This is a genomic window from Halopseudomonas sp. T1L2 (genome assembly GCF_055397385.1).
On record NZ_AP040865.1, the window covers coordinates 2,653,374 to 2,678,352 of the forward strand.

The 24,979-nt window shown below is 61.6% G+C and carries 23 protein-coding genes; 10 read left to right on the forward strand and 13 right to left on the reverse strand.

Features of this window, described 5'->3' with window-relative positions; genetic code table 11:
* Positions 1 to 11 precede the first annotated feature (11 nt).
* From ACZ5WQ_RS12615 to ACZ5WQ_RS12625, 3 genes are all read left to right on the forward strand, one after another.
* Entirely contained in the window at positions 12 to 743 is a 732-nt protein-coding gene (locus tag ACZ5WQ_RS12615; RefSeq protein ID WP_464382414.1) for an SDR family oxidoreductase, read from the forward strand.
* Positions 744 to 764: 21 nt separating this feature from the next.
* A complete protein-coding gene (locus ACZ5WQ_RS12620; protein ID WP_338212393.1) occupies positions 765 to 1,352 on the forward strand; it encodes a 2-hydroxychromene-2-carboxylate isomerase in 588 nt (195 codons plus the stop codon).
* 177 nt (positions 1,353 to 1,529) lie between these two features.
* Positions 1,530 to 1,874 (forward strand): GlpM family protein, encoded by a 345-nt coding sequence (locus ACZ5WQ_RS12625; RefSeq protein WP_228247088.1) that lies wholly within the window; start codon positions 1,530 to 1,532, stop codon positions 1,872 to 1,874.
* 106 nt (positions 1,875 to 1,980) lie between these two features.
* Here ACZ5WQ_RS12625 and dtd read toward each other — a convergent pair whose 3' ends face one another.
* Together dtd and pip are read right to left on the reverse strand one after the other, a co-directional pair.
* Positions 1,981 to 2,418, reverse strand: coding sequence for a D-aminoacyl-tRNA deacylase (gene dtd / locus ACZ5WQ_RS12630; protein WP_464382415.1), 438 nt, complete (start codon positions 2,416 to 2,418; stop codon positions 1,981 to 1,983).
* 1 nt (position 2,419) lies between these two features.
* Positions 2,420 to 3,391 (reverse strand): prolyl aminopeptidase, encoded by a 972-nt coding sequence (gene pip, locus ACZ5WQ_RS12635; protein ID WP_464382416.1) that lies wholly within the window; start codon positions 3,389 to 3,391, stop codon positions 2,420 to 2,422.
* Between the two features lie 85 nt (positions 3,392 to 3,476).
* On the opposite strand from pip, the gene ACZ5WQ_RS12640 reads away from it, so the two are divergent.
* Together ACZ5WQ_RS12640 and ACZ5WQ_RS12645 are read left to right on the forward strand one after the other, a co-directional pair.
* Complete coding sequence (locus ACZ5WQ_RS12640; RefSeq protein WP_228247062.1) at positions 3,477 to 3,905, forward strand: hypothetical protein; 429 nt, start codon at positions 3,477 to 3,479, stop codon at positions 3,903 to 3,905.
* Position 3,906: 1 nt separating this feature from the next.
* Entirely contained in the window at positions 3,907 to 4,899 is a 993-nt protein-coding gene (locus tag ACZ5WQ_RS12645; RefSeq protein WP_464382417.1) for a DUF2891 domain-containing protein, read from the forward strand.
* A gap of 9 nt (positions 4,900 to 4,908) precedes the next feature.
* On the opposite strand, the gene ACZ5WQ_RS12650 is transcribed toward ACZ5WQ_RS12645, so the two are convergent.
* Both ACZ5WQ_RS12650 and ACZ5WQ_RS12655 read right to left on the reverse strand, forming a co-directional pair.
* Positions 4,909 to 6,555 (reverse strand): FMN-binding glutamate synthase family protein, encoded by a 1,647-nt coding sequence (locus tag ACZ5WQ_RS12650; RefSeq protein ID WP_464382418.1) that lies wholly within the window; start codon positions 6,553 to 6,555, stop codon positions 4,909 to 4,911.
* Between the two features lie 69 nt (positions 6,556 to 6,624).
* Positions 6,625 to 7,779 carry an SLAC1 family transporter gene (locus ACZ5WQ_RS12655; protein ID WP_228247065.1) on the reverse strand — a complete coding sequence of 385 codons (1,155 nt, stop codon included), beginning with the start codon at positions 7,777 to 7,779 and terminating at the stop codon, positions 6,625 to 6,627.
* 157 nt (positions 7,780 to 7,936) lie between these two features.
* On the opposite strand from ACZ5WQ_RS12655, the gene ACZ5WQ_RS12660 reads away from it, so the two are divergent.
* From ACZ5WQ_RS12660 to ACZ5WQ_RS12670, 3 genes are all read left to right on the forward strand, one after another.
* Positions 7,937 to 8,998 carry an AraC family transcriptional regulator gene (locus ACZ5WQ_RS12660; protein ID WP_464382419.1) on the forward strand — a complete coding sequence of 354 codons (1,062 nt, stop codon included), beginning with the start codon at positions 7,937 to 7,939 and terminating at the stop codon, positions 8,996 to 8,998.
* 134 nt (positions 8,999 to 9,132) lie between these two features.
* Positions 9,133 to 10,185, forward strand: a complete 1,053-nt coding sequence (locus ACZ5WQ_RS12665) for a histone deacetylase family protein (RefSeq protein WP_464382420.1) — start codon at positions 9,133 to 9,135, stop codon at positions 10,183 to 10,185.
* Positions 10,182 to 11,273, forward strand: a complete 1,092-nt coding sequence (locus ACZ5WQ_RS12670) for a polyamine ABC transporter substrate-binding protein (protein ID WP_464382421.1) — start codon at positions 10,182 to 10,184, stop codon at positions 11,271 to 11,273. The genes ACZ5WQ_RS12665 and ACZ5WQ_RS12670 overlap by 4 nt, the downstream gene beginning before the upstream one ends.
* Positions 11,274 to 11,735: 462 nt before the next feature.
* Here the strand turns inward: ACZ5WQ_RS12670 and ACZ5WQ_RS12675 are convergent, their stop codons facing one another.
* The 5 genes from ACZ5WQ_RS12675 to ACZ5WQ_RS12695 all read right to left on the reverse strand — a co-directional run bounded on the left by ACZ5WQ_RS12675 (position 11,736) and on the right by ACZ5WQ_RS12695 (position 15,571).
* Positions 11,736 to 12,317, reverse strand: a complete 582-nt coding sequence (locus ACZ5WQ_RS12675; protein ID WP_228247069.1) for an NnrU family protein — start codon at positions 12,315 to 12,317, stop codon at positions 11,736 to 11,738.
* Positions 12,318 to 12,379: 62 nt separating this feature from the next.
* Positions 12,380 to 13,066: an META domain-containing protein gene (locus tag ACZ5WQ_RS12680; protein WP_464382422.1), complete on the reverse strand. Its 687-nt coding sequence runs from the start codon at positions 13,064 to 13,066 to the stop codon at positions 12,380 to 12,382.
* 71 nt (positions 13,067 to 13,137) lie between these two features.
* A complete protein-coding gene (locus ACZ5WQ_RS12685; RefSeq protein ID WP_464382423.1) occupies positions 13,138 to 13,935 on the reverse strand; it encodes a PhzF family phenazine biosynthesis protein in 798 nt (265 codons plus the stop codon).
* Positions 13,936 to 14,025: 90 nt separating this feature from the next.
* Positions 14,026 to 15,027, reverse strand: a complete 1,002-nt coding sequence (locus ACZ5WQ_RS12690; RefSeq protein WP_464382424.1) for a DUF924 family protein — start codon at positions 15,025 to 15,027, stop codon at positions 14,026 to 14,028.
* A gap of 118 nt (positions 15,028 to 15,145) precedes the next feature.
* A complete protein-coding gene (locus ACZ5WQ_RS12695; protein ID WP_088276088.1) occupies positions 15,146 to 15,571 on the reverse strand; it encodes a VOC family protein in 426 nt (141 codons plus the stop codon).
* A 271-nt stretch (positions 15,572 to 15,842) separates the two neighbouring features.
* On the opposite strand from ACZ5WQ_RS12695, the gene ACZ5WQ_RS12700 reads away from it, so the two are divergent.
* Positions 15,843 to 17,195, forward strand: a complete 1,353-nt coding sequence (locus tag ACZ5WQ_RS12700; RefSeq protein WP_266101865.1) for a KamA family radical SAM protein — start codon at positions 15,843 to 15,845, stop codon at positions 17,193 to 17,195.
* A gap of 72 nt (positions 17,196 to 17,267) precedes the next feature.
* A complete protein-coding gene (locus ACZ5WQ_RS12705; protein ID WP_464382425.1) occupies positions 17,268 to 17,663 on the forward strand; it encodes a YkgJ family cysteine cluster protein in 396 nt (131 codons plus the stop codon).
* 64 nt (positions 17,664 to 17,727) lie between these two features.
* Here the strand turns inward: ACZ5WQ_RS12705 and ACZ5WQ_RS12710 are convergent, their stop codons facing one another.
* The 4 genes from ACZ5WQ_RS12710 to typA form a co-directional block, all read right to left on the reverse strand.
* Entirely contained in the window at positions 17,728 to 18,642 is a 915-nt protein-coding gene (locus tag ACZ5WQ_RS12710) for an alpha/beta hydrolase family protein (protein WP_464382426.1), read from the reverse strand.
* A gap of 267 nt (positions 18,643 to 18,909) precedes the next feature.
* Entirely contained in the window at positions 18,910 to 19,977 is a 1,068-nt protein-coding gene (locus tag ACZ5WQ_RS12715; protein ID WP_464382427.1) for an HD domain-containing phosphohydrolase, read from the reverse strand.
* Positions 19,967 to 22,837 carry a sensor histidine kinase gene (locus ACZ5WQ_RS12720; RefSeq protein ID WP_464382428.1) on the reverse strand — a complete coding sequence of 957 codons (2,871 nt, stop codon included), beginning with the start codon at positions 22,835 to 22,837 and terminating at the stop codon, positions 19,967 to 19,969. Before ACZ5WQ_RS12720 ends, ACZ5WQ_RS12715 begins: the two co-directional genes overlap by 11 nt.
* 177 nt (positions 22,838 to 23,014) lie before the next feature.
* Complete coding sequence (gene typA / locus ACZ5WQ_RS12725; RefSeq protein WP_228247077.1) at positions 23,015 to 24,826, reverse strand: translational GTPase TypA; 1,812 nt, start codon at positions 24,824 to 24,826, stop codon at positions 23,015 to 23,017.
* Positions 24,827 to 24,979: the final 153 nt, after the last annotated feature.

The window sequence follows — 24,979 nt, forward strand, 5'->3', positions numbered from 1 at the left end:
AGGATCATGCCATGACAGCAACTGCACCCGTAGCAGTCGTGATCGGCGCCGGTGATGCCACCGGCGGCGCCATTGCCCGTCGCTTCGCCCAGGAAGGTTTTACCCTCTGTGTGACCCGTCGCAATGCCGACAGCCTGAGCGAGCTGGTCAACCAGATCGAGGCAGACGGGGGCAAGGCCCACGCCTTCGGCTGCGATGCGCGCAGCGAAGAGGAGATGGTGGGTCTGTTCGAGCACATCGAGCGGGAGATCGGCCCGGTTGAAGTGGCGATTTTCAACATCGGTGCCAACGTGCGCTTCGGCATTACCGAGACCACTGCCCGGGTCTACCGCAAGGTCTGGGAAATGGCCGGGTTCGCCGGCTTTCTGACCGGCCGGGAAGCCGCCAGGGTGATGCTGCCGCGCGGCAAGGGCACCATTATTTTCACCGGGGCCACGGCGTCGCTGCGTGGCGGTTCGGGCTTCTCGGCCTTTGCCGGCGCCAAGTTTGCGCTGCGGGCACTGGCCCAAAGCATGGCCCGCGAACTGGGGCCGCAGGGTATCCATGTCGCCCATCCCATCATCGACGGCGCCATCGATACCGCCTTTATCCGCGACAACTTCCCCGAGCGCTATGCGCTAAAGGACCAGGATGGCATCCTCAACCCCGACCACATTGCCGACCAGTACTGGGCCCTTCACGCCCAGCCCCGTGACAGCTGGACCCACGAGCTGGACCTGCGTCCGTGGATGGAAACCTTTTAATCCCGCTCCGGAGAGAGACACATGAGCAAGACCATCGAGTTTTATTTTGACGTCGGCAGCCCGGCCAGCTATCTGGCCTGGAGCCAGCTGCCGGCGATTGCCGAGCACACCGGGGCCACCCTGGTTTACAAACCCATGCTGCTGGGCGGCGTATTTATGGCCACCGGCAACAGCTCCCCGGCAACCGTGCCGGCCAAGGGCGCCTATTCGCGCATCGACATGCAGCGCTTCGCCAACCGCTATGGCGTCACCCTGAACCAGAACCCCTTCTTCCCAATCAACACCCTGCAACTGATGCGCGCGGTTACCGCCTATCAGGGCACACCACAGTTCGAGCCTCTGCTGACGGCGATCTTCAATGCCATGTGGATCAGCGAGCTGAACATGGGCGAGCCCGAGATCGTCGGCAAGGTACTGGTCGAGGCCGGGTTTAACCCGGCTGAGGTGATGGCCAAAGCCAGTGACCCGGCGGTAAAGGAGCAGCTCAAGCGTGCCACCGAGGAAGCGATCGGGCGCGGCGTTTTCGGCGCGCCGACCTGCTTTGTCAATGGCGAGATGTTCTTTGGCCAGGACCGCCTGGACTGGGTCGAAGCAGCCGCGCGCAGTTGATCCGACTGACCGGCGGCACCCTCTCCGGTGCCGTTGGTCGGCTGCCGTCAAAACCTGCTTTGCAGCCAATTGACGGCCATCTCGGCGCGGCATACATTCGCGCCGATGAGCAGCGTTCTGGCGTCCTGCCCCTGCTCAGGGATTCCCTGTCCCTACCTTTGCGGATCTATCCACATGCTGTCCCTTGCCCTCAAGTGCGTCCTGGGTGCGCTCGCAGTGCTGCTGATTGCGCTGCTGGCGAAGACAAAGAGCTTCTACATTGCCGGCCTGGTGCCGCTGTTTCCAACCTTCGCGATCATCGCCCACTACATCGTCGGCAGCGAGCGGCTGGCCAGCGATCTGCGCAGCACCGCCATTTTCGGCCTCTGGTCGCTGCTGCCCTATGCGGCGTATCTGTTCACGATTGTGCTGCTGAGCGAACGCTTCACGCTGGTGGTGACCCTGACCGTCGGTGCTCTGGCGTGGGCGATGGCAGCCGGCTTGCTGCTGACCGTCTGGACGCGAACCTACCCGGCTGTCTGAGCAGTTGGTGTCAGCGCAGCAGTAATAGGTGGACAAGCCTTTGGCGTTGTCCACCCTACGCTAGTAACGCAACCTGCCCGCGCGGCGTTGTCCCGACGCCAGCGGTTCAGACCTCAAGCAGAAACGTCACCGGCCCGTCGTTGACCAGATGCACCTGCATATCGGCGCCAAAACGACCGGTTGCGACCTGTGGGTGCTGCGCACGTGCCTGAGTCACCAGATAGTTGAACAGCACCTCGGCACGGTCCGGCGGCGCAGCGGTGGAGAAACCGGGGCGGCGGCCCTTGCGGGTGTCGGCGGCCAGGGTGAACTGTGATACCAACAGCAGCCCGCCCTGCACGTCGGTCAGCGAGTCGTTCATGCGACCGTCGACATCGGTGAATACCCGGTATTCGAGCAGTCGCTTGAGCAGTTTGTCGGCGCTGGCCTCGTCGTCCTGCGGTTCGATGCCGACCAGCACCAGCAGTCCCTGATCAATCGAGCCGACAATCTCTCCCTCAACCTCGACCCGGGCCTGACTGACCCGTTGCAGCAATCCCTTCATGTCACTCGGCCTGCGGCGTCAGATTGAGCAGCCGGCGCGCCATATCGCCGGTAGCACGCACCAGCGCGTCGGCGATGCCCGGCTCGGAGGCGGCGTGGCCGGCATCGCGAATGATGTTCAGCTCACTGCCCGGCCAGCGCTGATGCAGCGCGTGGGCGTTGTCCAGCGGGCAGACCATGTCGTAGCGGCCATGCACGATGATGCCCGGGATATGGGCAATCCGGTCCATTTTGTCGAGCAGCTGGTTGGGGGCCAGGAAGGTTTTGTTGGCGAAGTAGTGACACTCGATGCGGGCAATCGCGTAGGCGCGGCGTGCGTCACTGAACCGTTCGATCACCTGCGGGCTGGGCCTGAGCGTGGCGCAGCGCCCCTCCCAGACCGACCAGGCCTTGGCCGCGTGCATGCGACAAATCTCGTCGTCACCGGTCAGCCGGCGGTAGTAGGCGGCCACCATATCGGCACGCTCTTCCTCGGGAATCAGGCTCAGATAGTCTTCCCAGTAATCGGGGAACACATGGCTGGCGCCCTCCTGATAGAACCAGTGGATGTCCTGCTCGCGGCACAGGAAGATGCCGCGCAGCACCATGCCCATTACCCGGTCCGGGTGCGCCTGGGCGTAGGCCAGTGCCAGCGTCGAGCCCCAGGAACCGCCGAACAGCACCCACTTGTCGATCCCAAGGTGCTCGCGAAGGGTTTCCATATCGGCGACCAGATCGGCGGTGGTGTTGTTCTCCAGACTGCCGTGCGGGGTGGAGCGGCCACAGCCGCGCTGGTCAAAGGTGACAATTCGATAGATCGACGGATCGAAGAAGCGGCGACTGAGCGCATCGCACCCGGCCCCGGGTCCGCCATGGATGAATACTACCGGCAGGCCATCGGGCTGACCGCTTTCATCGGCATAGAGAACATGGGGAGGGGTGACCGCCAGTTCGTGGCGGGCGTAGGGTTTGATCTCCGGATACAACAGCTGCATGATGGCTCCCTGAACCGGCACGAGTGCGCCGCGCTCCTTACATTGGAAGCCCCAACATTACTGACCCGCGAGGCCGCTGTCACCTATGCGTTTTCTGCTTGCCGCCCTGCTTGCACTGAGCCTGTTGGGGTGCGGGGCTTCCAGCCCGGACCAGCGCCTGAATCAGGCCATCGAGCAGCTGCAGAGCGGGATCGAGGAGCGCGACCGCAGCGCCGTCATGGACCTGCTGCATCCCGAGTTTATCGCCCAGAGTCAGTACGACCAGGACTGGGCCGACCGCACCCTGCGGCTGATGTTCTTGCGCAATCAGCGCATCAACGTGCTGGTCACCCAGCAGCGCACCGAGATCGACCCAGGCTACGAACAACGTGCCGAAAGCGAGGCCCGCGTCACCCTGACCGGCGCCGAGCGGCTGATCCCCAACAGCGCCGGCCAGTATGATATTCGCCTGCTGTGGGAGGACGTCGACGGCCGCTGGCTGCTGCGTGACATCAACTGGCAACCGGTACGCTGAGATGCCAGCCAAGCCGGATCACGCCGCTCTGGCACGCATCGCCCTTGCTCATATCACCCGCGTCTATCCGCACAGCGGCCCGCAACGACTGAACTGTGCAGCCGACTGGCAACCACCCGAGCAGGCCCATCCGCTGTTCTGCGGCAGCTATGACTGGCACTCCTGCGTGCATAGCCACTGGCTGTTGGTGAGGGTGCTGAACCGAGCCCCCGACCTGCCCGAGGCAGTCGCCATTCGCCAGCGCCTCAAGCAGATCACTGACGACGCAGTCGCCGCTGAAATAACCACCTTCGAGCGTCAGGGACAAGGCTTTGAGCGCCCCTACGGCTGGGCCTGGCTGCTGATGCTGCAGGCCGAACTGCTGCGCAGCAGCGAGCCGACAGCGCGGCGCGGCGCAGCAACGCTGCAACCGTTGGCAGACTTGATTCGTCGGCGCCTGCTGGACTACCTGCCGCGCCTGCTCTACCCCATCCGCAGCGGTCAGCATAACAACACCGCCTTCGCCCTGCTGCTCTACCTCGAATACGCCAGAATGGCGCAGGACCAGCAACTGGAGCGCCTGCTGCGCGAGCGCAGCCTGACGTGGTTTGCCAACGATCGCGGCTGCCCGGCCTGGGGCGAGCCGAGCGGTGAGGACTTTCTCTCTCCGACACTGCAGCAGGCGGTGCTGATGCAACAAGTCATGGACGGGAACACCTTCGCCGACTGGCTGGATGCCTTTCTGCCGGACCTGGCCGCACAGCAGCCGACCACCCTGTTCCGGGCGGTTAACGTCAGTGAACGCAGCGACGGCAAGCTCGCCCATCTCGATGGCCTCAACCTCAGCCGCGCCTGGTGCTGGTTTCAGCTATCAGCCGCACGGCCCACATTGCTGACCGTGGCCGAAGCCCATCTCGCCGCGGCAATCAATCACCTTGAGGACGACTACATGGGCAGCCACTGGCTGGCCACCTTTGCCATGCTGGCGCAGCAAGCGGCCAGTGAGCACGCGTGACGCCAACGCTCAGCGCAGCTTGGTCTCCCGCAGCTTGAGCATGTAGTCCGGCGGCGCAAAGCTGTCAGCGCGGGCCTGGGCCCAGTACTTTTTGAACAGGTGCAGTTCTGCCCGGCCATCCAGCAATACGCCCGGCTCAAGAAACTCGAACAACTCGCTATAGGGCCGCACTTCGTAGCGCGACACACGCCGAATCACATGTTCAGGGCCCAGCTCACTCGGATGTTTCAGCCCGGCTGCCTCCAGCATATGCGCCAGCGCCAGCACGGTATTGCGGTGGAAGTGGTAGACCCGTTCGCTCTTGTCGGCCACATCCAGCCGGGCGCTGCGGCTAGGGTCCTGGGTGGCGACACCGCTGGGGCACTTGCCACTGTGGCAGCTCAGGCTCTGGATACAGCCCAGGGCGAACATGTAGCCACGGGCCGCATTGCACCAGTCGGCGCCGATCGCCAGGGTACGGGCAATATTGAACGCCGAGGTGATCTTGCCGGCAGCACCGATATGAATTTTTTCCCTAAGATTGGCCCCGACCAGGGTGTTATGCACCAGCAGCAGGCCATCGGTCATCGGCGTCCCAAGCCGGTTGATGAACTCCAGCGGCGCAGCACCAGTGCCACCCTCACCGCCATCGACCACGATAAAGTCCGGATGCTCACCCGTCTCCAGCATCGCCTTGACGATGCCGAACCACTCCCACGGGTGCCCGATGGCCAGCTTGAAGCCGACCGGCTTGCCGCCCGACAGCTCACGCAGCCTGGCAATGAACGCCATCAATTCCAGTGGGGTATGAAACGCCGTGTGGGCCGCGGGCGACACCACATCCTGCCCCTGCGGCACACCACGGGCCTCGGCAATCTCGGCGGAGACCTTGGCCCCGGGCAGAATGCCGCCATGCCCGGGTTTGGCGCCCTGGGACAGCTTGATTTCGATCATCTTGACCTGCGGTAACCGGGCATTGCGCTCGAACAGCTCGGCATCAAAGCCGCCATCCGGAGTGCGACAGCCGAAGTAGCCGGAACCGATTTCCCAGACCAGATCACCGCCGGGGCGCAGGTGGTAGCGCGAGATCGACCCCTCGCCGGTGTCGTGGTAGAAGCCGCCCTTCCTGGCTCCGGTATTGAGCGCCAGAATCGCGTTGGCCGACAGCGAGCCGAAGCTCATCGCCGAGATGTTGAATACGCTGACATCATAGGGCTGGGTGGTCTTCGGATGGCTGCCAACCCGCACCCGGAAGTTGCTGTCCGCAATCTGTACCGGCGCCAGCGAATGATTGAGCCACTCGTAACCCTCTGCGTTCATCGACATCAGCGAGCCAAAGGGTTTCTTGTCCAGCACATTCTTGGCGCGCTGATAGACCACGTTACGCTGCTCGCGGGAAAACGGCAGCTCATCGGTGTCGGACTGGATAAAGTACTGGCGCAGCTCAGGCCCGATCGACTCCAGCAGATAGCGCAGGTGCGCCAGCACCGGGTAATTTCGGCTGATCGTGTGCCGACGCTGAGTTACGTCCCAAAGCCCGACCAGGGCCAACACCAGCAGCGGTGCCGCCAGCAGCCACCAGAGTGCCGACAATGCAGTCAGAGCCAGACTGATCAACGCACCGAGCACGCACAACAGCCAGGTAAGATAACGTGTTGGAATCGCAGTCGGTTGCATGGACTCATCCTTATCAGCAGGGGCATCGCGCCTGAGGATTGATAACATATCCGCTGCGGCGCTGCACGGTCAGCGCACCGGCACTCCCACCTGATCGGCAATGCAGGGCGAGACAAAAAGCTCGCCACGCCAGGCGCCACGCAGGGTTGCAGCCATCACCAGCACCCAGAGCAGTGCCAGCAGGCCGACCAACCCGGCTCCAAGGCGCGAAAAAAAGGCGAGCTGCAGCATTTGCCCCAGAGTCAGGGTCGCCAGCGCATACACCCCGAGCGGAAAGGTAAAGGCCCACCAGCCGAGGTTGAACGGCATGCCCTCACGCAGGTAACGGCAAATGATCAGCAGCGCCAGCAACAGCCACCACAAACCCAGCCCCCAGAGCAGTAACCCGCCGACTATCCCAAGGCCGTGTGCCACCACACCGACGCTGGAAAGCCCCTGAGCGGCAAAGACCTCTGTTGCTGCCTGACCCAGCAGCAACAGCCCGAGCGCACCGGTCCCCAGGGGGCCCAATGCCAACAGACTGGAGGCCGCCATATTGCGGTGCGGCAACTTGTGGACCGCCATACGCAGCAGAAGGATCACCAGAATACTCAGGGCGACCGGCACCGAGCAGGCCCAGAGCACGTAGCTGGTCACCAGTACCGCATAGGCCTGCTCGGCTGCCAGCCAGGGAATCAGCAATCCGCCACTCGCCGCGGCGACCTCGGCAGCCACCACCGGCAACAGCCAGACCGCGGTCATCTGGTCGATACTGTGCTCCTGGCGGGTGAACATCAGATAGGGAATGCCAACACCGCAGGCCAACGCCAACGCCACATCCAGCCACCACAGAGGCAACGCCAGCGTCATCGCGGCCTCGCCCCAGAGGGCGACACCGTGACTCGGCAGGCCGTTGATCAGGGTGGCCAACCCCATCGGAATGGTACCGATAAACATCGATACGGTAGCGTGGCCGAAGATACGCCGCGCCTCATTGAAATACAGCAGCCAGCGGGCGGCATACAGCCCGAAGAACAACGCAAACAGCAGCAGGTTCAGCAGCCACAGCGTCTGACCCAGTAATGCCGCGCCCGGCAACCCAAGGTGCGGCAGCGCAGCCGACAGAATGCCTGTGCCCATGGTGACGGCAAACCAGTTTGGGGTGAACTGACGAACGACCTCCCTTGGGTGGCTCAACTGCACGAGCGGGCGGCAGCACAGGGTGTTGAATGGCATGCGGGGCATGGCGGCACTCCAGCGATAAATTCCATTTCATTCTAATGATCTTTAATATCGATATAAGCGCATAATTCCTGTTTTGCTTATCGGCTTTACCGAACAAACAGAATGACTGGCACTCTTTGTGCTTCACTGGCAACAGGCATCACACGAGTGCAATCACATGATTCGACCCGATACCGCCTGCCAGGCACCCGACCGCAGATTGATCAGCCTGCAGAGCACCTGCCTGATCGCCAGTTGGCTGGAAGAACACCATCTGCCTGTTGAACCTGTCCTGGCCGGTTCCGGGCTCAGCTCGGCGGACCTGCAAACCCCCGCCCTGCTGATCACCCCTGAGCAGGAGCAGGCCGTCTTCGCCAATACGGTCGCACTGACCGGCGACCCGCTGATCGGCCTCAAGCTCGGCCAGCGCATGCGGGTATCGGCCTATGGCCAACTGGGTTACGCGATGCTGTCGGCACCGACCCTGCTTGATGCCTTGCAAGTCATGCTGGCCTTTCCGGTGCTGCTCGGCAGTTACTTCCGGTTGCAGCTGGAAACCCTGCCGAATGGCCAACTGGCACTGCGCGCCGATCACTATCACGAATCACCGGCACTGCGGCTGTTCAACGTCGAGCTGTGCCTGTCCTCGATCAAGGCCATGCTGGATGATGCGCTGGGTGCCAGGCTGCAACTGGAGGCCGTACACTTGAGCAGTAATCCCCCTGCTCACAGTGACCACTATCGGACCTATCTGGGTGACTGCCCCCTGCTGTGCGACCAGGACGCCGAGCGCCTGGTGTTTGCCGCTGACACCTTGAATGCGACATTGCCACTGGCCGAACCCCTCACCCACTTTGAAGCCAAACGCCACTGCCAGACCGTGCAGGACAGTTTCCGGCCGGAACCCTCGGCGCTGGTCAGTCAGCTCAGCGCGCAGCTGGAGCAACAGCTCGAAGCGCCGCCAACGCTGGAGCAGTTGGCCAATCAGATGCACTGCACCACCCGCACCCTGCGTCGGCACCTGCAGCGTGCCGGCTGCGGCTACCAGCAACTGCTTGACCGGCTGCGGTTCCAGCGCGCCAAGCTGCTGCTCAACCGCGAGCAGCTGCCGATCTACGCCATCGCCGAACAGCTCGGCTTCAGCGAAACCGCCAGCTTCCGCCACGCCTTCCAGCGCTGGTCCGGCACCACGCCGCGGGCCTGGCGTCAGAGTCAGCCACACCAGCACGCCCCATTCTGACCAGGGCACAAGCGGACCTCGGCGGTCAATCGTCTGTCCGTTTCGATCCCTTTTCTGTCCCTCTGCAGCATTTCCCGAGGCTACGGTGCACGCCATGATCGAAGGCAACCGACTCACCAGCCACAGGATTCATCATGCGGACGTTCTACAGCGACGATCATCGCCTGCACCACGCCAAAGCCGAATTGAACAATGGCCAGCTTATGCCCTGCTTCGAGAAACCCTCGCGCGCCGATATGGTGCTGGAGCAGGTGAAGCGAACCGGATTGGGGCCAATCTGCGAGCCGCAGGACTTCGGTCTGGCGCCGATCAAGCGCATCCACAGCCCGGAGTTTGTCGACTTTATCCAGCACGCCTGGCAACGCTGGAGTGCACTGGGCCGCAGCCACGACATGCTGCCGCTGGCCTGGCCACCGCGCCGCATGCCGCCGCGCTGCCCCGATGACATCGACGGCCAGCTCGGATACTACAGCTTTGATGCCGGTGCGCCGCTGACCGCCGGCAGCTGGCAGGCGATCTACAGCAGCGCGCAGGTCGCGCTCAGCGCCCAGGCGCACCTGTGCGCCGGTGCGCGCAGCGCCTTCGCCCTGTGTCGCCCACCCGGGCACCACGCCGGTATCGACTATATGGGCGGCTACTGCTACCTGAATAACGCGGCGATTGCCGCCCAGGCCATGCTCGACCAGGGCGCCAGCAAGGTCGCCATCCTTGATGTCGACTTCCACCACGGCAACGGTACCCAGGACATCTTCTATCAGCGCCCGGACGTGCTGTTCACCTCGATTCACGGCGACCCGCGCAACGAGTATCCGTGCTTTGCCGGCTACGCCGACGAGCGCGGTGAAGGTACCGGCCTCGGCTACAACCACAATTACCCTCTGCCTGCCGGCAGCGACTGGAGTGTCTGGTCGCAGGCCCTGCGCGACGCGCTGCGGCAAATCGTCGGCTTCGGCGCAGATTATCTGATCGTCTCGCTCGGCGTAGACACCTACATGGCCGACCCGATCTCCAGCTTCAAGCTCGACAGCCCCGACTATCTGAAGATGGGCGAGCTGATTGCCGGGCTGGGGCTGCCAACACTGTTTGTCATGGAGGGCGGCTACGCCGTGGAAGAGATCGGCATCAACGCTGTCAACGTCCTCACCGCTTTTGACGCAACCGTCACAACTCAAGGAGAAGCACAATGAAACTGGCAAGCAAACTGGGGCTGATCGCCCCGCTGGCGGCGCTGTCATTCAGTGCGCTGGCAGCCGATCAGGTGAAGATCTACAACTGGTTCGACTACACCCCGCAGGCGACTCTGGACGGCTTCCAGGCGGAAACCGGTATCGCCCCGACACTCGACACCTTCGACTCCAACGAGGTGCTGGAAGCCAAGCTGCTGTCGGGCCAGTCCGGCTACGACGTGGTGGTGCCAAGCGACAGCTTTCTCGCCAAGCAGCGCCAGGCAGGCGCCTTTCAGGCGCTGGACAAGAGCCTGCTGCCAAACCTTGGCAACCTCAATCAGGACCTGATGAAGGTGCTCGAAGGCAGCGACCCGGGCAACCAGTACGCCGTGCCCTACATGTGGGGCACCAACGGCATCGGCTACAACCCGGAGAAAGTCCGCGCGGTGCTGGGTGACGATGCGCCAGTCGACTCCTGGGCGCTGGTATTCGACCCGGCAAACATGGAAAAGCTGGCCGAGTGCGGCGTTGCCTTCCTCGACTCGCCGTCAGAAATTCTGCCGGGCGCGCTGCACTACCTGGGTCTGGACCCGAACAGCACCAAGAGCGAAGACTACGACGCCGCAGTCGCCATGATGAGCAAGATCCAGCCGTATGTGCGCTACTTCAACTCCTCGCGCTTTCTCAACGACATCGCCAACGGCGAAATCTGCGTAGCAGTCGCCTGGTCCGGCAGCATCCTGCAGGCCAACTCCCGTGCGCAGGAAGCCAACAATGGCGTCCACCTTGAGTACCGCATTCCCAAGGAAGGCGCACAGGTCTGGTTCGACCTGATGGCGATTCCGAAGGACGCACCCAATCCGGCTGCGGCCCACGCCTTCATCAACTACCTGCTCAAACCCGAAGTCGTTGCCGAAATCAGCAACCTGGTGGGCTACGCCAACCCCAACGCTGCGGCAACCGAACTGGTCAATGAAAGCCTGCGCAACAACCCCGGTGCCTATCCGCCGGCCGAGGTACAGGCCCGCCTGTTTACCCTCAAGCCGCTGCCCCTGGCCGCCGAGCGCGTGCGTACCCGTGCCTGGAACAAGATCAAGACCGGACAATAAGACCGGAGCTGTCCTAGCCAACAAAAAACCGCAGTGATGCGGTTTTTTGTTGATTTGCCGATCAGGCACAGGAGATGCACCGTAGTACAAATCCAGAGCGATTTGCCAAATGCTCGCATGGTGGAGTGGGCACCGGGGTTCATCCCGTTTACGCGGGCGAGTAGCGCAGATTTGTCGGGAAAAAGAGCCACAGGATGTCTGAGGGGGCGGAGCCCCCGAGTTTTGTGGCTCCCCGATAAATCGAGCAACGCAGCGAACCCGCAGGGCCGCGTAGTCGGGTGCCCGGGGGGATTGCTAAGGGGGGCTGGGCAAGCAGCCCCCCTTGGCTCGCCGGGAAGGCGAAAGTCTAACTCGGCAACAGCTCAGTGCAGGAAACGGTCAAACGAAAGGGAAGATCACCTTGAAGCTCCCGACCAAACAACAAAAAACCCGCATCACTACGGGTTTTCATGCCTGCTGGAATCACACTCCCATCGGCTTGACCCCGATCCAGGCGCCATGCAGGTAGAAAGCAAAGGCCGCCCAGGCCACCAGACCAACCACCACAACCACCGCGTCCATCACCGGCTTGCCCTTGCCGTAGCCGACACCGGCAGCGCGATCACGCTTGCGTGAGACCACAAACAGCGCGGTGGCCCAGGCCAGGAAGCCGCCGAACAGCAGCAGATCCGCCAACGTGCCGTTGGCAATCAGGTGCGCCAGCGCCCAGAACTTCACGCCCAGCAGCATCGGATGGCCAACCCGCGCCTTGATGCAGGAGCCGGGAACATAGGTCGCAGCGATGAGAATAAATGCGGGGATGGTCAGCAGCGCAGCCAGATGGCGCGTCCACACCGGCGAGATCCACAGCCAGGTGGGGCTCACGCGGGCCTGGCCGTAGCCGTAGATGATCAGTACAAAACCGATGATCGAGACCAGTGCGTAAATACCCTTCCAGGCCAATGGTCCCCTGGCGGCAATGAAGGACGCGCGTTTTTCAGCGGCAAACAGGCGGGCGGAGTGCATGCCCAGAAACAGAATCAGGCCCAGAATCAGCAGCAGCATCACGGTACTCCGTTGTTATGGTTTTGGTGAACCGGCCCGCTACCGGGCCGGACGCTGCCATCTTACTCCAGCCGAGCCTTCAGGGAACCGCCCTCATCACCCTCAAGGATCAGCGCACCGGTTTCATCCAGATGAAAACGACTGATCTGCTCCAGCGTCTGCACAAAGCGGGTCTCCTGCTCGTTCAGCGCCGGCGCGCAGGCTCGCCGGGTGGTCGCCAACTGGCTCAGTTGCAGAGTGCGGCCATCAACCTGATAGGCACCGACATAATTGTTGCAACTGGCCCGACCCGACACGCGACCGTCGTTGCCGAAGTTGAGCGTCACTCGTGAGCGGTCGATGATGCCCCCGCGATTGATGTCCTCCACGAGCCATTCACCGGCCTGCAGCACCAGTGCACCGGCTGGCTCGCACTCGGGCAGGCTTTCACCGCGAATGGTCAGCAGGCCCTTGTCGCCCTTGTTCCAGAAACTGGTCGAACTGTCATCAGGCGCTTCGTACCGGGCACCCGAGGCAGTCACCACGCGCTCCAGCAGGAAGCGGCCCTGCATTGCTTCGATCAGCGCCTGCTCGCCGGTCAGGGTGACCCGAACCGGCGAACCGCCACACTGCAAAATCATCACACCGCGCTGCGGAATACCCTGCTCGGATGCGGCCACAGCCGGCTCCGTTGACTCAAGGTTACTGCAGCCTGCCAGTGACACTGCACTGATCAGCCCGGCTGCCAGGGCCGCCTTTGTTGATGTCATTCTGCATCTCCGTGTTCATTTCAATGCTGCAAGCATAGCTATCCGACTTTCCCGGCGGGGTCACCAGGGACTCAGTCGGGCACATGAATACAGCCTTCGAGGTAGAGTACCGCGTAGCCGCTGATGCGGACCCGCTCCGCCTCCACCTTGCAATAGAGCACACCACCACGGGTCGAAGCCTGCAGCGCTTTCAACTCGTTACGCCCAAGTCGCTCCGCCCAGTAGGGCGCCAGCCCGGCATGAATCGAGCCGGTTACCATGTCTTCCAGGCCACCATTGGCCGGCCAGAAATAGCGGGAGACAAAGTCCACATCGTGCCCGGGCGCGGTGACCACCACATCGCGCGGTGCCAGTTGCCGGATCAGCTCCGGATCCTGCTCGACCGCTCGCACCTGGCCCTCATCGGCATAGACTGCAAGCCACGCCTGGCGGCTAACCAGCACTGCATCCGGCCTGATCGACAAACCATCAAACAACAGCGCCGGCGGCTCGGCTACCGGCTCTGTCGCCAGCCGTGGCGCATCCATATGGATGAGGCCATCGTCTTCACGGCTGAGACTCAACTCGCCGACCGCTGCGGCCCGAAAACGCAGCACCGGAACGTCCGGGTTCAAGCGGAAGAGAACAAACGCGGCGGCCAGCGTAGCGTGGCCGCAGAAATCAATCTCGGCCAACGACGAGAACCAGCGGATGGCATAACCGCCGTCGGCCTGCCTGACCACAAAAGCGGTTTCAGACAGGTTATTCTCGGCCGCAACTGCCTGCATCAGCTCGGCCGGCAGCCAGTCGGCCAGCGGCACAACGGCAGCGTAATTGCCACCAAACAGTATGTCGGTGAAGGCATCGACCTGATAGATCGGCAGTTGCATGAGACGTCTCCGGTAAAAAAGGTTCAACTTACGCGATCCGGCACAGGGGCGTCCCGGCACAATTTGCTGCATTGCTGGCGATACAGTTGCCTAGAAGCTCGAGCCTTTGGTGCGCAGGAACGCCGCCTCTTCTGCCGTCGATGGCCGGCCAAGAATCGCGTTACGGTGAGGGTAGCGACCGAAACGCTCGATGATATCCCTGTGCCTCTGCTCGAAACGCAGATTGTCCTCCAGGCCCGGCGCACTGAACAGTTTCATCGCCTGTTCATGCATGCGCAGCGACTCGCTATGCATGAACGGCATGTACAAAAAGGCGCGCCACTTCACCGGCAGCTGCTGGTCAGCACCTTCGGCAACCGCCTCCTGCGCCAGCACCAGCGCCATACCGTCACTGGCGAATGCCCGCGGCGTATCGCGCCAGATATTGCGCGAGAACTGGTCCAGCACGATGATCTCGGCCAGCCGCCCGAGCGCATTGGCCCGCCAGTTCATCAGTTCACCGCGCACCGCACGTTCGTGCAGGTCGCCAAAGCGACTGCGAATAAGACCATCGAGCGCCGGATCCTTTTGCCACCACTGGGCCGGCCGCAACTCGCCAAACCAGAATTCGAGTACTTCATCCGCCGCCGTCATCACCGTCTCCTGACTGATCACTTCAGAGGCCGGGCTGACTCCCGGCATCTGGATCAGATCAGTCACGCCCGGATCGGTTCCCGACTGCGATAACAGCGTAGTGAGCTGGCCTCGGTGGTGGGTCTGATGGTTGAAAAAGTGAGTCAATGCCAACCACAGCGGATAGCAGCGCGGCTGCGGATTGACCAGACTGGTATAGCGCAGCTCACTATCCAGGCTGGAAGGAGACAGACTGCCTACCCATTCGATTATCCGTTCGTCCATCACCTCCCGCGCGTCGCGTAGCTCGGTAAAGTCGGCGTACAGTTCAGCATCCAGCGTCGGAGCAGAGAAAGGCTGGCCGTTAAAGCGCCCCATCCACAGGTGGTCGGCCAGCAGCAGGTGATTGAGGGTCCCATGAATGGAGCCGAAAAAGGCACCACGGGGGGGCGCGCCGTTCGGCATCGTCCAGCGTGGCACAGAGCCTGTAGAGCCGCTGGTTCATCCACCGGTTGTATTGGGCCAACATGGTGAGCTGTGCGTAAAGCATGGAATCTCCTTGAATCGGGGTACGTCGGGCAGCCTGACGCCTGTCACCTCATTCGCCAGGCTCGTGCAAATAACCTCGACACACCACCGCCAGCTTGTTGCCATCGGGATCGCGCACATAGGCGCTGTAGAAGTCCGGATTATAGTGCTCGCGCAGCGCGGGCTCGCCGTCACTGCTGCCGCCGTTCGCCAGCGCGGCGGCGTGGAAGGCGCGTACCGATTTCCAATCGGGCGCCGCAAAGGCGACCATGACACCATTGCCGACAGATGCGGGCCGCCCATCAAAGGGTTCGCACAGCCAGAGTGCCAGCTCTCGGGCGCCCCGATTCTCGTAGTAGCCCCAGCCGGCCCAACCGTCCCAGTTGGATTCGCCCGGCGTGCGCACGCGCTCGATCCCCAGTGTGGCCATCAGCTCATCGTAAAACCGGACCGCCCGCGGCAGGTTGTTGGTACCCAGCGTGATGTAGGTAAACATGCTCGTCTCTCCACGCGCACCCATGCTGCTCGACATAACCAAGGGCAACGCATCAGGTCATTTTTTAGACATCAATAGATCATTTCGCTATCATGCGCGCCTGCTGAATATTCAGCCCATCACTATGATCATTGCAACTTAGCCAATGATCGACGCGTTTTTTGCCGTTTAATCCAGTTTATCGGCTTACTTTCATGCTCGCGCACTGCCTGTCAGCAGTCAGCCCGATGCGACCTATTGCTTTTGACAAGAAAGATACAGACGATCCGCTATGCCAAAATCCAATCTTCTCGCCGTTACGTCGATCACACCTGATCACTTCGACATCAATCAGCTTAGCCACCAGCGCTTCAAGGTCTACACCGCCAAGCAACTCGACCAGATTCCGCAGCTACAGCAACTGAGCGCAGAACAACGCTTTGAAATGCAGGTGGTCGCCAGCGTCCTGCCGTTCCGGGTCAACCAGTACGTCATTGACGAGCTGATCGACTGGCAAAAGGTACCGACTGACCCCATGTTTCAACTCACCTTCCCGCAGCGCGGCATGCTCAAGCCCGAGCACTACCAGCGGGTTGCCGATGCCATGCGCAACGAGCTTGGTGCCGCTGACCTGAAGGCACTGATCAGCGAGGTCCGCGCCGAGCTGAATCCCCATCCGGCAGGCCAACTGGAACACAACATCCCCAAGCTGGATGGCGAGGTGGTGGAAGGCCTGCAGCACAAGTACCGCGAGACCGTGCTGTTCTTCCCCAGCTCCGGCCAGGTATGCCACAGCTACTGCACCTTCTGCTTTCGCTGGGCCCAGTTTGTCGGCGACAAGGATCTGAAGATTGCTGCCCGTGAGTCCAATCAGCTGCAGGACTACCTGCGCGCGCACCCAGAGGTAACCGACGTACTGGTCACCGGTGGCGACCCGATGGTGATGAAAACCCGTAACCTGCGCGCCTACCTCGAACCGCTGCTCAGCGACGAGTTCGCTCACGTTCGCACCATCCGCATCGGCACCAAGGCGCTGACATTCTGGCCACAGCGCTTCGTCAGTGATGACGATGCCGAGGACCTGCTGGCCCTGTTTGCCGAAATCCAGGCCGCCGGCAAACACCTGGCACTGATGGCGCACTACAACCACTGGAAGGAGCTGGAACCGGAAGTCGCACGCGAAGCGATCCGCCGGGTCCGCCAGACCGGCGCCCAGATTCGAGCCCAGGGTCCGCTGCTGGCGCATATCAACGATGACGCCAGCGTCTGGGCCCGCCTCTGGCAGACCCAGGTCGAGCTCGGCATCATCCCCTATTACATGTTCGTTGAGCGCGACACCGGGGCCCGCCATTACTTCGAAGTGCCGCTGGTCAAAGCCTGGGAGATTTACCGCGACGCCATGCAGCAGGTATCCGGCATCGCCCGCACCGCGCGCGGTCCTTCCATGAGCTCGCACCCTGGCAAGGTTGAGGTTCAGGGCGTCACCGAGATCAATGGCGAGAAGGTCATCGCACTGCGCATGATTCAGGGCCGCAACCCCGACTGGGTACAGCGCCCATTCTTTGCCAAATATGATGAGCAGGCCACCTGGCTCAACCACCTGCAGCCCGCCTTCGGCGAAGAACGCTTCTTTTTCGATGAATAACACCACGACGCCCGGTGGTTCAGCACAGCGCCGGGCTCTTTTATACTGCGCGCCTCATTTCTGAGGCGCCGCATGAAACCACAACTGATTCCCGCAGCCGACATTGATCGGCTCGATACCTGGCAGAAGTACCGCAAGGGCCTGTGCGACACCTGCAACGCCGGCTGCTGCACCCTGCCGGTCGAGGTTCGCCTGGACGACCTGATTCGCCTGGGACTGGTGGATGAATTCGAGCGCGGCGAGCCACTCAGCCGCATCGCCAAACGCTTGCAGAAGGAGGGTGTGGTCGGGCGCTTTCACCAGAAAAGTGGCATTTTCACGCTCAGTCGCATGAGCAATGACGACTGCCTGTTTCTCGATACCCGCAGCCGCCGCTGCACCGTCTACGACAGACGCCCGGCGACCTGCCGCAATCACCCGCAAATCGGGCCACGCCCCGGTTTCTGCGCCTACCGGCCAAAGCCCTGACCAACACCCACAAAAAAGGCGCCGACCCGACTAGCGGTCGACGCCTGCTCCTTGAACTGAAGGATCAGTACGGGCAGTTGCCACGATAATCGGAGATCTGGAAATCCGAAGTGTGGTTCGGACCACAAAGGAACTGCTTGTAGCGATTGTCTTCATCCAAATGCAGCTTCATCCAGGAAACACCCAGACGGCCAAGCACATCGTTGTAGATGCTGCCACCATTGGCACAGAAGTGGCTGCCACCGTTAATTTCCACGAACGCCTTGTCGATGTTCGCCGGCAGCGAATTGTAGAACGGTGATGCATGCTGGAAGACCGGCGCGATCACATCCGACTCACAGGCAAAGATCAGAGTCGGTGCCTGCGAGCGGCTGGCGTAGTAGCTGGTTGTGTCCCAGGGTGCCAGCGGAATGGCTGCCTTGATACGGCCTTCACTGGCAACACGCAGGGTACCGCCACCGCCCATCGACCAGCCAATGACGCCCAGACGATTGGTGTCGATCATGCCGCGAACCGGGCTGGAGCTGCGGCTGTTCTGGCTTACCAGATAATCCAGTGCGTTATTGATCTGACGCGCACGGCTCGGCGGCTGATCAAAGCCGGTGTTGGTGTCAATGGTCATGACCACGAAACCATAGGACGCCAGTTTCGGGCCCCACCAGTCAATCGAAGACTCGGCAGAAACGAAACCGGGAATAACAACGACCGCACCCATGGTGCCAGTGGTGCCTGTCGGATAGTAAATGGTGCCACCGCCAAAGCCGCTGACCAGGCTGGAGACACGGCTGGAACGGACGCTGTACTGACCGCGATCGGCTTCGAGGAAGCTGACGGACGGATCCGGACCGCGCTGATAGGCGGAACCACCGCCCGAATCATCCGGATCGGTCGGTGCCGGGTTGTTGGCCAGGGCAGACATCGAGAACAGCAGCGCGCCAGCGCCACAGAGGGCAAGAACGCTTTTCTTGTTAAATGGCATGAGGTGTAGCCTCCATGAATCGTGCGTGGTTTTTGTTGTTGGTACATCACGATCCGGCCTGCGCCGTCTCGGACCTCGGGTTGCCTGAGCGCTACTCTAGCGCCGCTCCCGCCCAACACCAGCACCCATTCAGGTGACTCTCGGGCAAATCCACCCTTTCGGGCGATGGCCGCTCCGGCGGCGGCCAACTAGCATTCTGTCTGCAGAAAACGAATCCCGTTGCCCGCCGCCGGACCTCAGGTTGCCACCCCCGTCCCGCTGCCGACCTCAAGCCCCGTCAGGGGTCGCGCAACGAATCCCTGATGCGCTCAATTTCATCAAACAGCCCGGCCATGATCTCCACCCCTTGGGGTCAAAGTGCTTGCCGGACTGTTCAAGAATGAATGCCTGCGTTTTTTCTGCGCTCCAGCCCTGCTTGTAGGGGCGAGAACTGCGCAGGGCGTCATAGACGTCGCACAGGGCGACAATACGCGCAGAGATGGGAATTTCCTCCCCCTTGAGTCCGGCAGGATATCCGCTGCCATCCCACTTTTCGTGGTGATTGAGAGCGATCTCTGCCGCCAGCTCCAGCAGCGAGGAATGTCCACGGTCAGCCAAAATGGCGTGTCCGATACGCGCATGCTGCTTCATAATGTCGAATTCTTCAGGCGTCAACTTGCCCGGTTTGAGCAGAATGTGGTCCGGGATCCCGATCTTGCCGACATCGTGCATGGGTGCAGCCAGCCGTAGCAGCTCGACCCAGGTTTCCTGCGCACCAATTTGCCGGGCCATCAGCGCTGCGGTCTCGCCGATGCGCATGATGTGATTGCCGGTCTCGTTATCCTTGTAGCCAGCTGCCCGCGCCAGCGCCCGGATCACCGCCTGATAGCTGTCGCGCAGCCGAGCGGTGCGCTCCTGCACGCGCTCCTCCAGCGCCGCGCGCTCCTGCTCAAGCTGGCGGTGGGCATAACTCAGTTGCAGGCAATTGCGCACCCGCAACAGCAACTCCGGCAGATCAACCGGCTTGGTCAGATAGTCGTTCCCGCCTAGGTCAAGACCGCGGCGGCGACTGGCGGCGTCGCCAAGCGCGGTGACCAGAATCACTTGCTGAGCCGTACGGTCGCGCTCGCTCAGCGCCTGCAGAATCGCGAAACCGTCCGGCGCCGGCATGTCCAGATCCAGCAGCAACAGATCCCAGGGATTTTGCTGCAGCCACTCGAGGCCGAGCGCCGAATCACTGAAACCATGCACCTGCCCCAATCCCATAGTCCGCAGACTTGATTCAAGCAGTCTCAGATTGGCCTGCACATCATCGATCACCACCACCCTGGCCTGCCGAAAAACCTCATTGGGCATCGCCCGTCTCCCCCTTCGTCAACAGCGCACTCACCAGCGCGTCAAGCTCATCGCTATCCATCGGCTTGCGCACCAGGCCCTGACACTCGCTCATCAACTGGGTTACCAGTTCCGACCCGAGCGTATCGGCCAGCAGCAGCACCGGTGGTACAGGGGCCGGCAGCTGCTGCCGCAGGCGCCTGAGCATCGGCAATGTCGAGGCATCCAGTGCCGCGCTGTCAATCAGCAGCAGCGCGGGAACAGGCTGTCCACCAGCATGATCAAGCAGGGTCACCGCATTGCCGACCTGCAGCTGCGCCCGCTCCGACAGCGCCTGACGTATCTGCTCAATCAACTGCGAATCCGAACTGAGGCAATAAATGAGCGGCCTGTGGCTTGAGGGCAGCGGTTGCACCGAACTGAGCGGCAGCTCCACCCAGAATCGACTGCCCCTGCCCGGCTCGCTGTCCACGCCAATCTCTCCGCCCATGGCACGGGTATATTCCCGGCAGATAGACAACCCGATTCCGGTACCCTGAATGGCCGTATTCTCTCGACCCAGGCGCTGGAACGGCTCAAACAGCAGCGCCTGATCCTCCGGCTTGATACCCATGCCGGTGTCTTCGACTACCAGCCGGAGGCGGCTACCAAGCACCTCACAGTAGAGCCGCACCGCCCCGCCGGTACTGTTGTACTTCTTGGCATTCGATAGCAGATTGATCATTACCTGCCGCAGCCGCCGCGGATCAGCCATCACGGTCAACCCTTCAGGTGCAGGCGTCACCTCGAAGGACAGCCCCTGCTCACTGATCGCAAGCCGGACCATCTCGGCGCTTTCGCTCATGATCTGCCCCACATCGGTAGGCACCCGCTCGACCCTTCGCGCGTCCACCTGGATCGTCGACCAATCGAGAATGTCGCTGAGCAAGGTGTTGAGGTGCCGGCTGGCGAGCAGGATTTCTTCGACATGCTCCGAGGGCTGGCCCTTCTCCTGACTATCCAGTTCCATCAGCTGGGCGAAACCGAGAATCGCATTCAATGGCGTGCGCAGCTCGTGGCTCATGCTGGAGATAAAGCGGGCCTTGGCCAGGTTGGCCGCTTCTGCTTCGTGGGTAGCCGAACGCAAGTCACTTTCGATGTGCTTGAGATCGTCAATATCAACGTGGGTGCCGGCAACCATCACCACTTTGCCGGTATCCGGATCACGCTCCAGTATCCGTCCGCGGCTCAGCAGCCAGTGATACAGCCCCTGCTCGTCGGCAAAGCGGAACTCGGCGGCGTAGTGGCCACCGCTGCGCAAGGCTAGCTGCTCGGCGTCCCGCACGCGGGCACGATCATCCGGGTGGATACGGACCTGGAACTGCTCGAATGGGATCAACCCCCGGGGCAAGCCGAAACGCTCGCAGAAGCGTCCGCGCAACTCGATCAGGTTTTCATTAACATGCCACTCCCAGATGCTCTCTGTGGTGCTGTCGAGTACCAGCTCAATACGCTGCTGGGCGTTACGATTGTGCTGTTGGCTTTGCTCCAGTTGCAGGCCTATCTCATGGGTATGCTGCGCCATGCCGTCCAGCTCGGCGATCTCCGAACGCACTGGAGCAGGCCGCCAGCGTTCGGCGCCAATATCGGTCATCATCCGCGAGATACCGTCGATCGGCGCCAGCAGCCGGGCTGTCAAGCCCCGGGCCCGCACCCACAGAAAGGCAAAGAAGACAATGTAGAAGGCCACCAGCCCCGCGATCAGCCACATACCGACGCGGCGATACTCTTCGGCCAACGAGTTGGTCTGGGCGAACAGAGTCTCCTCGTCAACCACCGTCAGCAGCCGCCAGCCAGTCTGCTCAACCCGTTCCCAGCCGACCAGCAGTGCCCGGTCGTTCAGCTTTAACTGCTCAACACCCTGATCACGGGCTTGCAGCACCTCGGCCAGCCCGGCAGTTTCCGTGCGTTGCGCCAGGTTGAAGTCCGCCGGCTTGAAAATCTCGCGGCGAATTGCCTCCTGGTAGGTGTGACTGGTCAGCTCCTGGAGGCCAAAATCCTGCTCTGCCTTCGGTGGCATGGCCATGATATTCATGTCCGAACTGATCAGCATGGCATAGCCATCCCAAGGCACCGGCAGACCATTGATCTCACTCAGGATACCGTCGACGGTTACGTCAATACCCACCACACCCTCGAGAAAATCCCCACGATAGACCGGTGCAATGGCCGACATCATCCAGCCCTGCCCGGCCGGATCGAGATAGACGTCGGTCCATACCACGCCGCGACCGGGATTATGTTCGGCATCGGCCAGATAGTAGAAATTGTAATCCGGGATGACCATATCATGCGGATACTGCTCCGCCGTATGGAACCAGGGGTAGATATGATTGAGGCTGTCCCAGCTGTTGAAGTAGACGCTGGCAATCAGCGGGTTGCTGCGCTGCAGTTCGCGCATGACCGGGTCCAGCGTCGTTAGCCGGCGAACCTTGTCCAGGTCCTGCCGCTCTGGCGCCGTTGCGCCCGAGTAGAAAACCGCAGCGCCGCCGGCATCCCGAGGACTGAACATCACGCCGCTGTCGGTGCGATCGATCTCGACATCAGGTAACGTCATGGGTTTTGCCAGCGCCTCGGCTACCAGATTGCGATAACCATCGGTCAGCGCGGCCAACTGCTCAAGACGGCTGTTGATGACACGCGTCTCAAGCTGTGCGGCGCTGCTCAACTCGGTCAGCGCCGCCTGGCGCAGGTAGGAAGTCTGCTCGTCACGAATGGCCGCGTTGCTGAACAGATAGATGGCAATAAGGGCCGCTTCAACCAGCACCAGCGGAATCAGCGCACTGCGAACAAACGCGCGCCATATCCAGCGCTGCAGCCCAACCCGATTAGTTTCAGCCATCATCCGCCCCCACGGCAGTACGTTACGCAAAATTTGATATCACAATGATATCACTTTGAATTTTTTGTTTTGCCTTTATAAGCTAGCCATTGGTCGGGCATTGCGCCAACCCCGACCTTTGGACGCAAAAAAACCCGCGCCGGAATCCGGAGCGGGTTTCTTTACCAGCGGCAGCCTTTAGTTCTTGCTGGCGCGCTTGCGGTCGGTTTCGCTGAGCAGCTTCTTGCGCAGACGAATGGACTTCGGCGTTACCTCAACCAGTTCGTCGTCATCGATGAACTCGAGCGCCTGCTCCAGGGTGAACTTGACCGGCGGCACCAGCTGGATGGTTTCATCCTTGCCGGAAGCACGCATGTTGTCGAGCTTCTTGCCCTTGGTCGGGTTGATGACCAGGTCGTTGTCACGGCTGTGAATACCGGCCAGCTGACCTTCATAGATCTCCTGACCCGGCTCCAGGAACAGCTTGCCGCGATCCTGCAGGGTTTCCAGCGAGTAGGTCAGCGCCTTGCCGGTTGCCATGGAGACCAGCACGCCGTTCTGACGGTGGCCCACGTCACCCTGCTTGATCGGCCCGTAGTGGCTGAAGGTGCTGGTGATGATGCCGGTACCCGAGGTCATGGTCAGGAAGCTGTTACGGAAGCCGATCAGGCCGCGTGCCGGAACAACATACTCCAGGCGAATACGGCCCTTGCCATCCGGAACCATGTTGCCCAGATCACCCTTGCGCAGGCCCATCTGCTCCATGATCGGACCCTGATGCTGCTCTTCAATGTCGATGGTGACGTTCTCGTAGGGCTCCTGCTTTTCGCCATCCACTTCCTTGATGACGACCTCAGGACGGGAGATCCCCAACTCAAAGCCTTCACGACGCATGGTTTCAATCAGTACCGACAGGTGCAGCTCGCCACGACCGGAAACTTTGAACTTGTCGGCGCTGTCGCCCTCTTCAACGCGCAGAGCCACGTTGTGCAGCAGTTCCTTTTCCAGACGCTCCTTGATGTTGCGGCTGGTGACGAACTTGCCTTCCTTGCCGGCGAACGGCGAGTCATTGACCTGGAAGGTCATGCTTACGGTCGGCTCGTCGACCGTCAGTGCCGGCATGGCTTCAACGTTCTGCTGGTCGCACAGGGTGTCGGAGATGAACAGCGGATCAAAACCACTGATGCAGACGATGTCGCCAGCCTGCGCTTCTTCCACTTCAACGCGCTGCAGACCGTGGTGACCCATGATCTTCAGGATACGGCCGTTGCGCTTCTTGCCCTGCGCATCGATAGAGGTGACGGGGGTGTTGGTCTTGACCTTGCCGCGACGGATGCGGCCAATACCGATAACGCCCAGGAAGCTGTTGTAGTCCAGTGCCGAGATCTGCATCTGGAACGGACCGTCAAGGTCAACGTCAGGGGACGGCACACGGTCAACGATGGTCTGGAACAGCGGGGTCAGATCCTCGGCCATCTCGTCCGGGTCCATACCCGCGATGCCGTTGATCGCGGAGGCGTAGACGAACGGGAAGTCCAGCTGCTCGTCGGTCGCACCCAGGCTGTCAAACAGGTCGAATACCTGATCGATTACCCAGTCAGGGCGAGCGCCCGGACGGTCAATCTTGTTTACCACCACGATCGGACGCAGACCGGCCTGGAAGGCCTTCTGGGTTACGAAGCGGGTTTGCGGCATCGGGCCGTCAACCGCATCAACCAGCAGCAGTACCGAATCAACCATGGACATTACGCGCTCAACCTCGCCACCAAAGTCGGCGTGGCCGGGGGTGTCGACGATGTTGATGTTGTAGCCGTTCCACTTGATGGCGGTGTTCTTCGCCAGAATGGTAATGCCGCGTTCCTTTTCCTGGTCGTTGGAATCCATGATCCGCTCGGAATCCAGTTCCTTACGATCCAGGGTACCGGATTGACGCAGCAGAGCGTCGACCAGCGTGGTTTTGCCGTGGTCAACGTGCGCGATGATGGCGATATTGCGGAGATTCTCGATCACTGTGGGCGTCCTGGGTGATGCGGCGACAGCCGGCATACTGAAAAAAAGAGGGAAGCATTATACAGATATGGGGGTTACAGTGTGTGTTTTTTGTGCAAGCGGGCGCGCGAGCTTCAAGCAGCAAGCCACAAGCAGCAAGCAAAACCGGCTCGC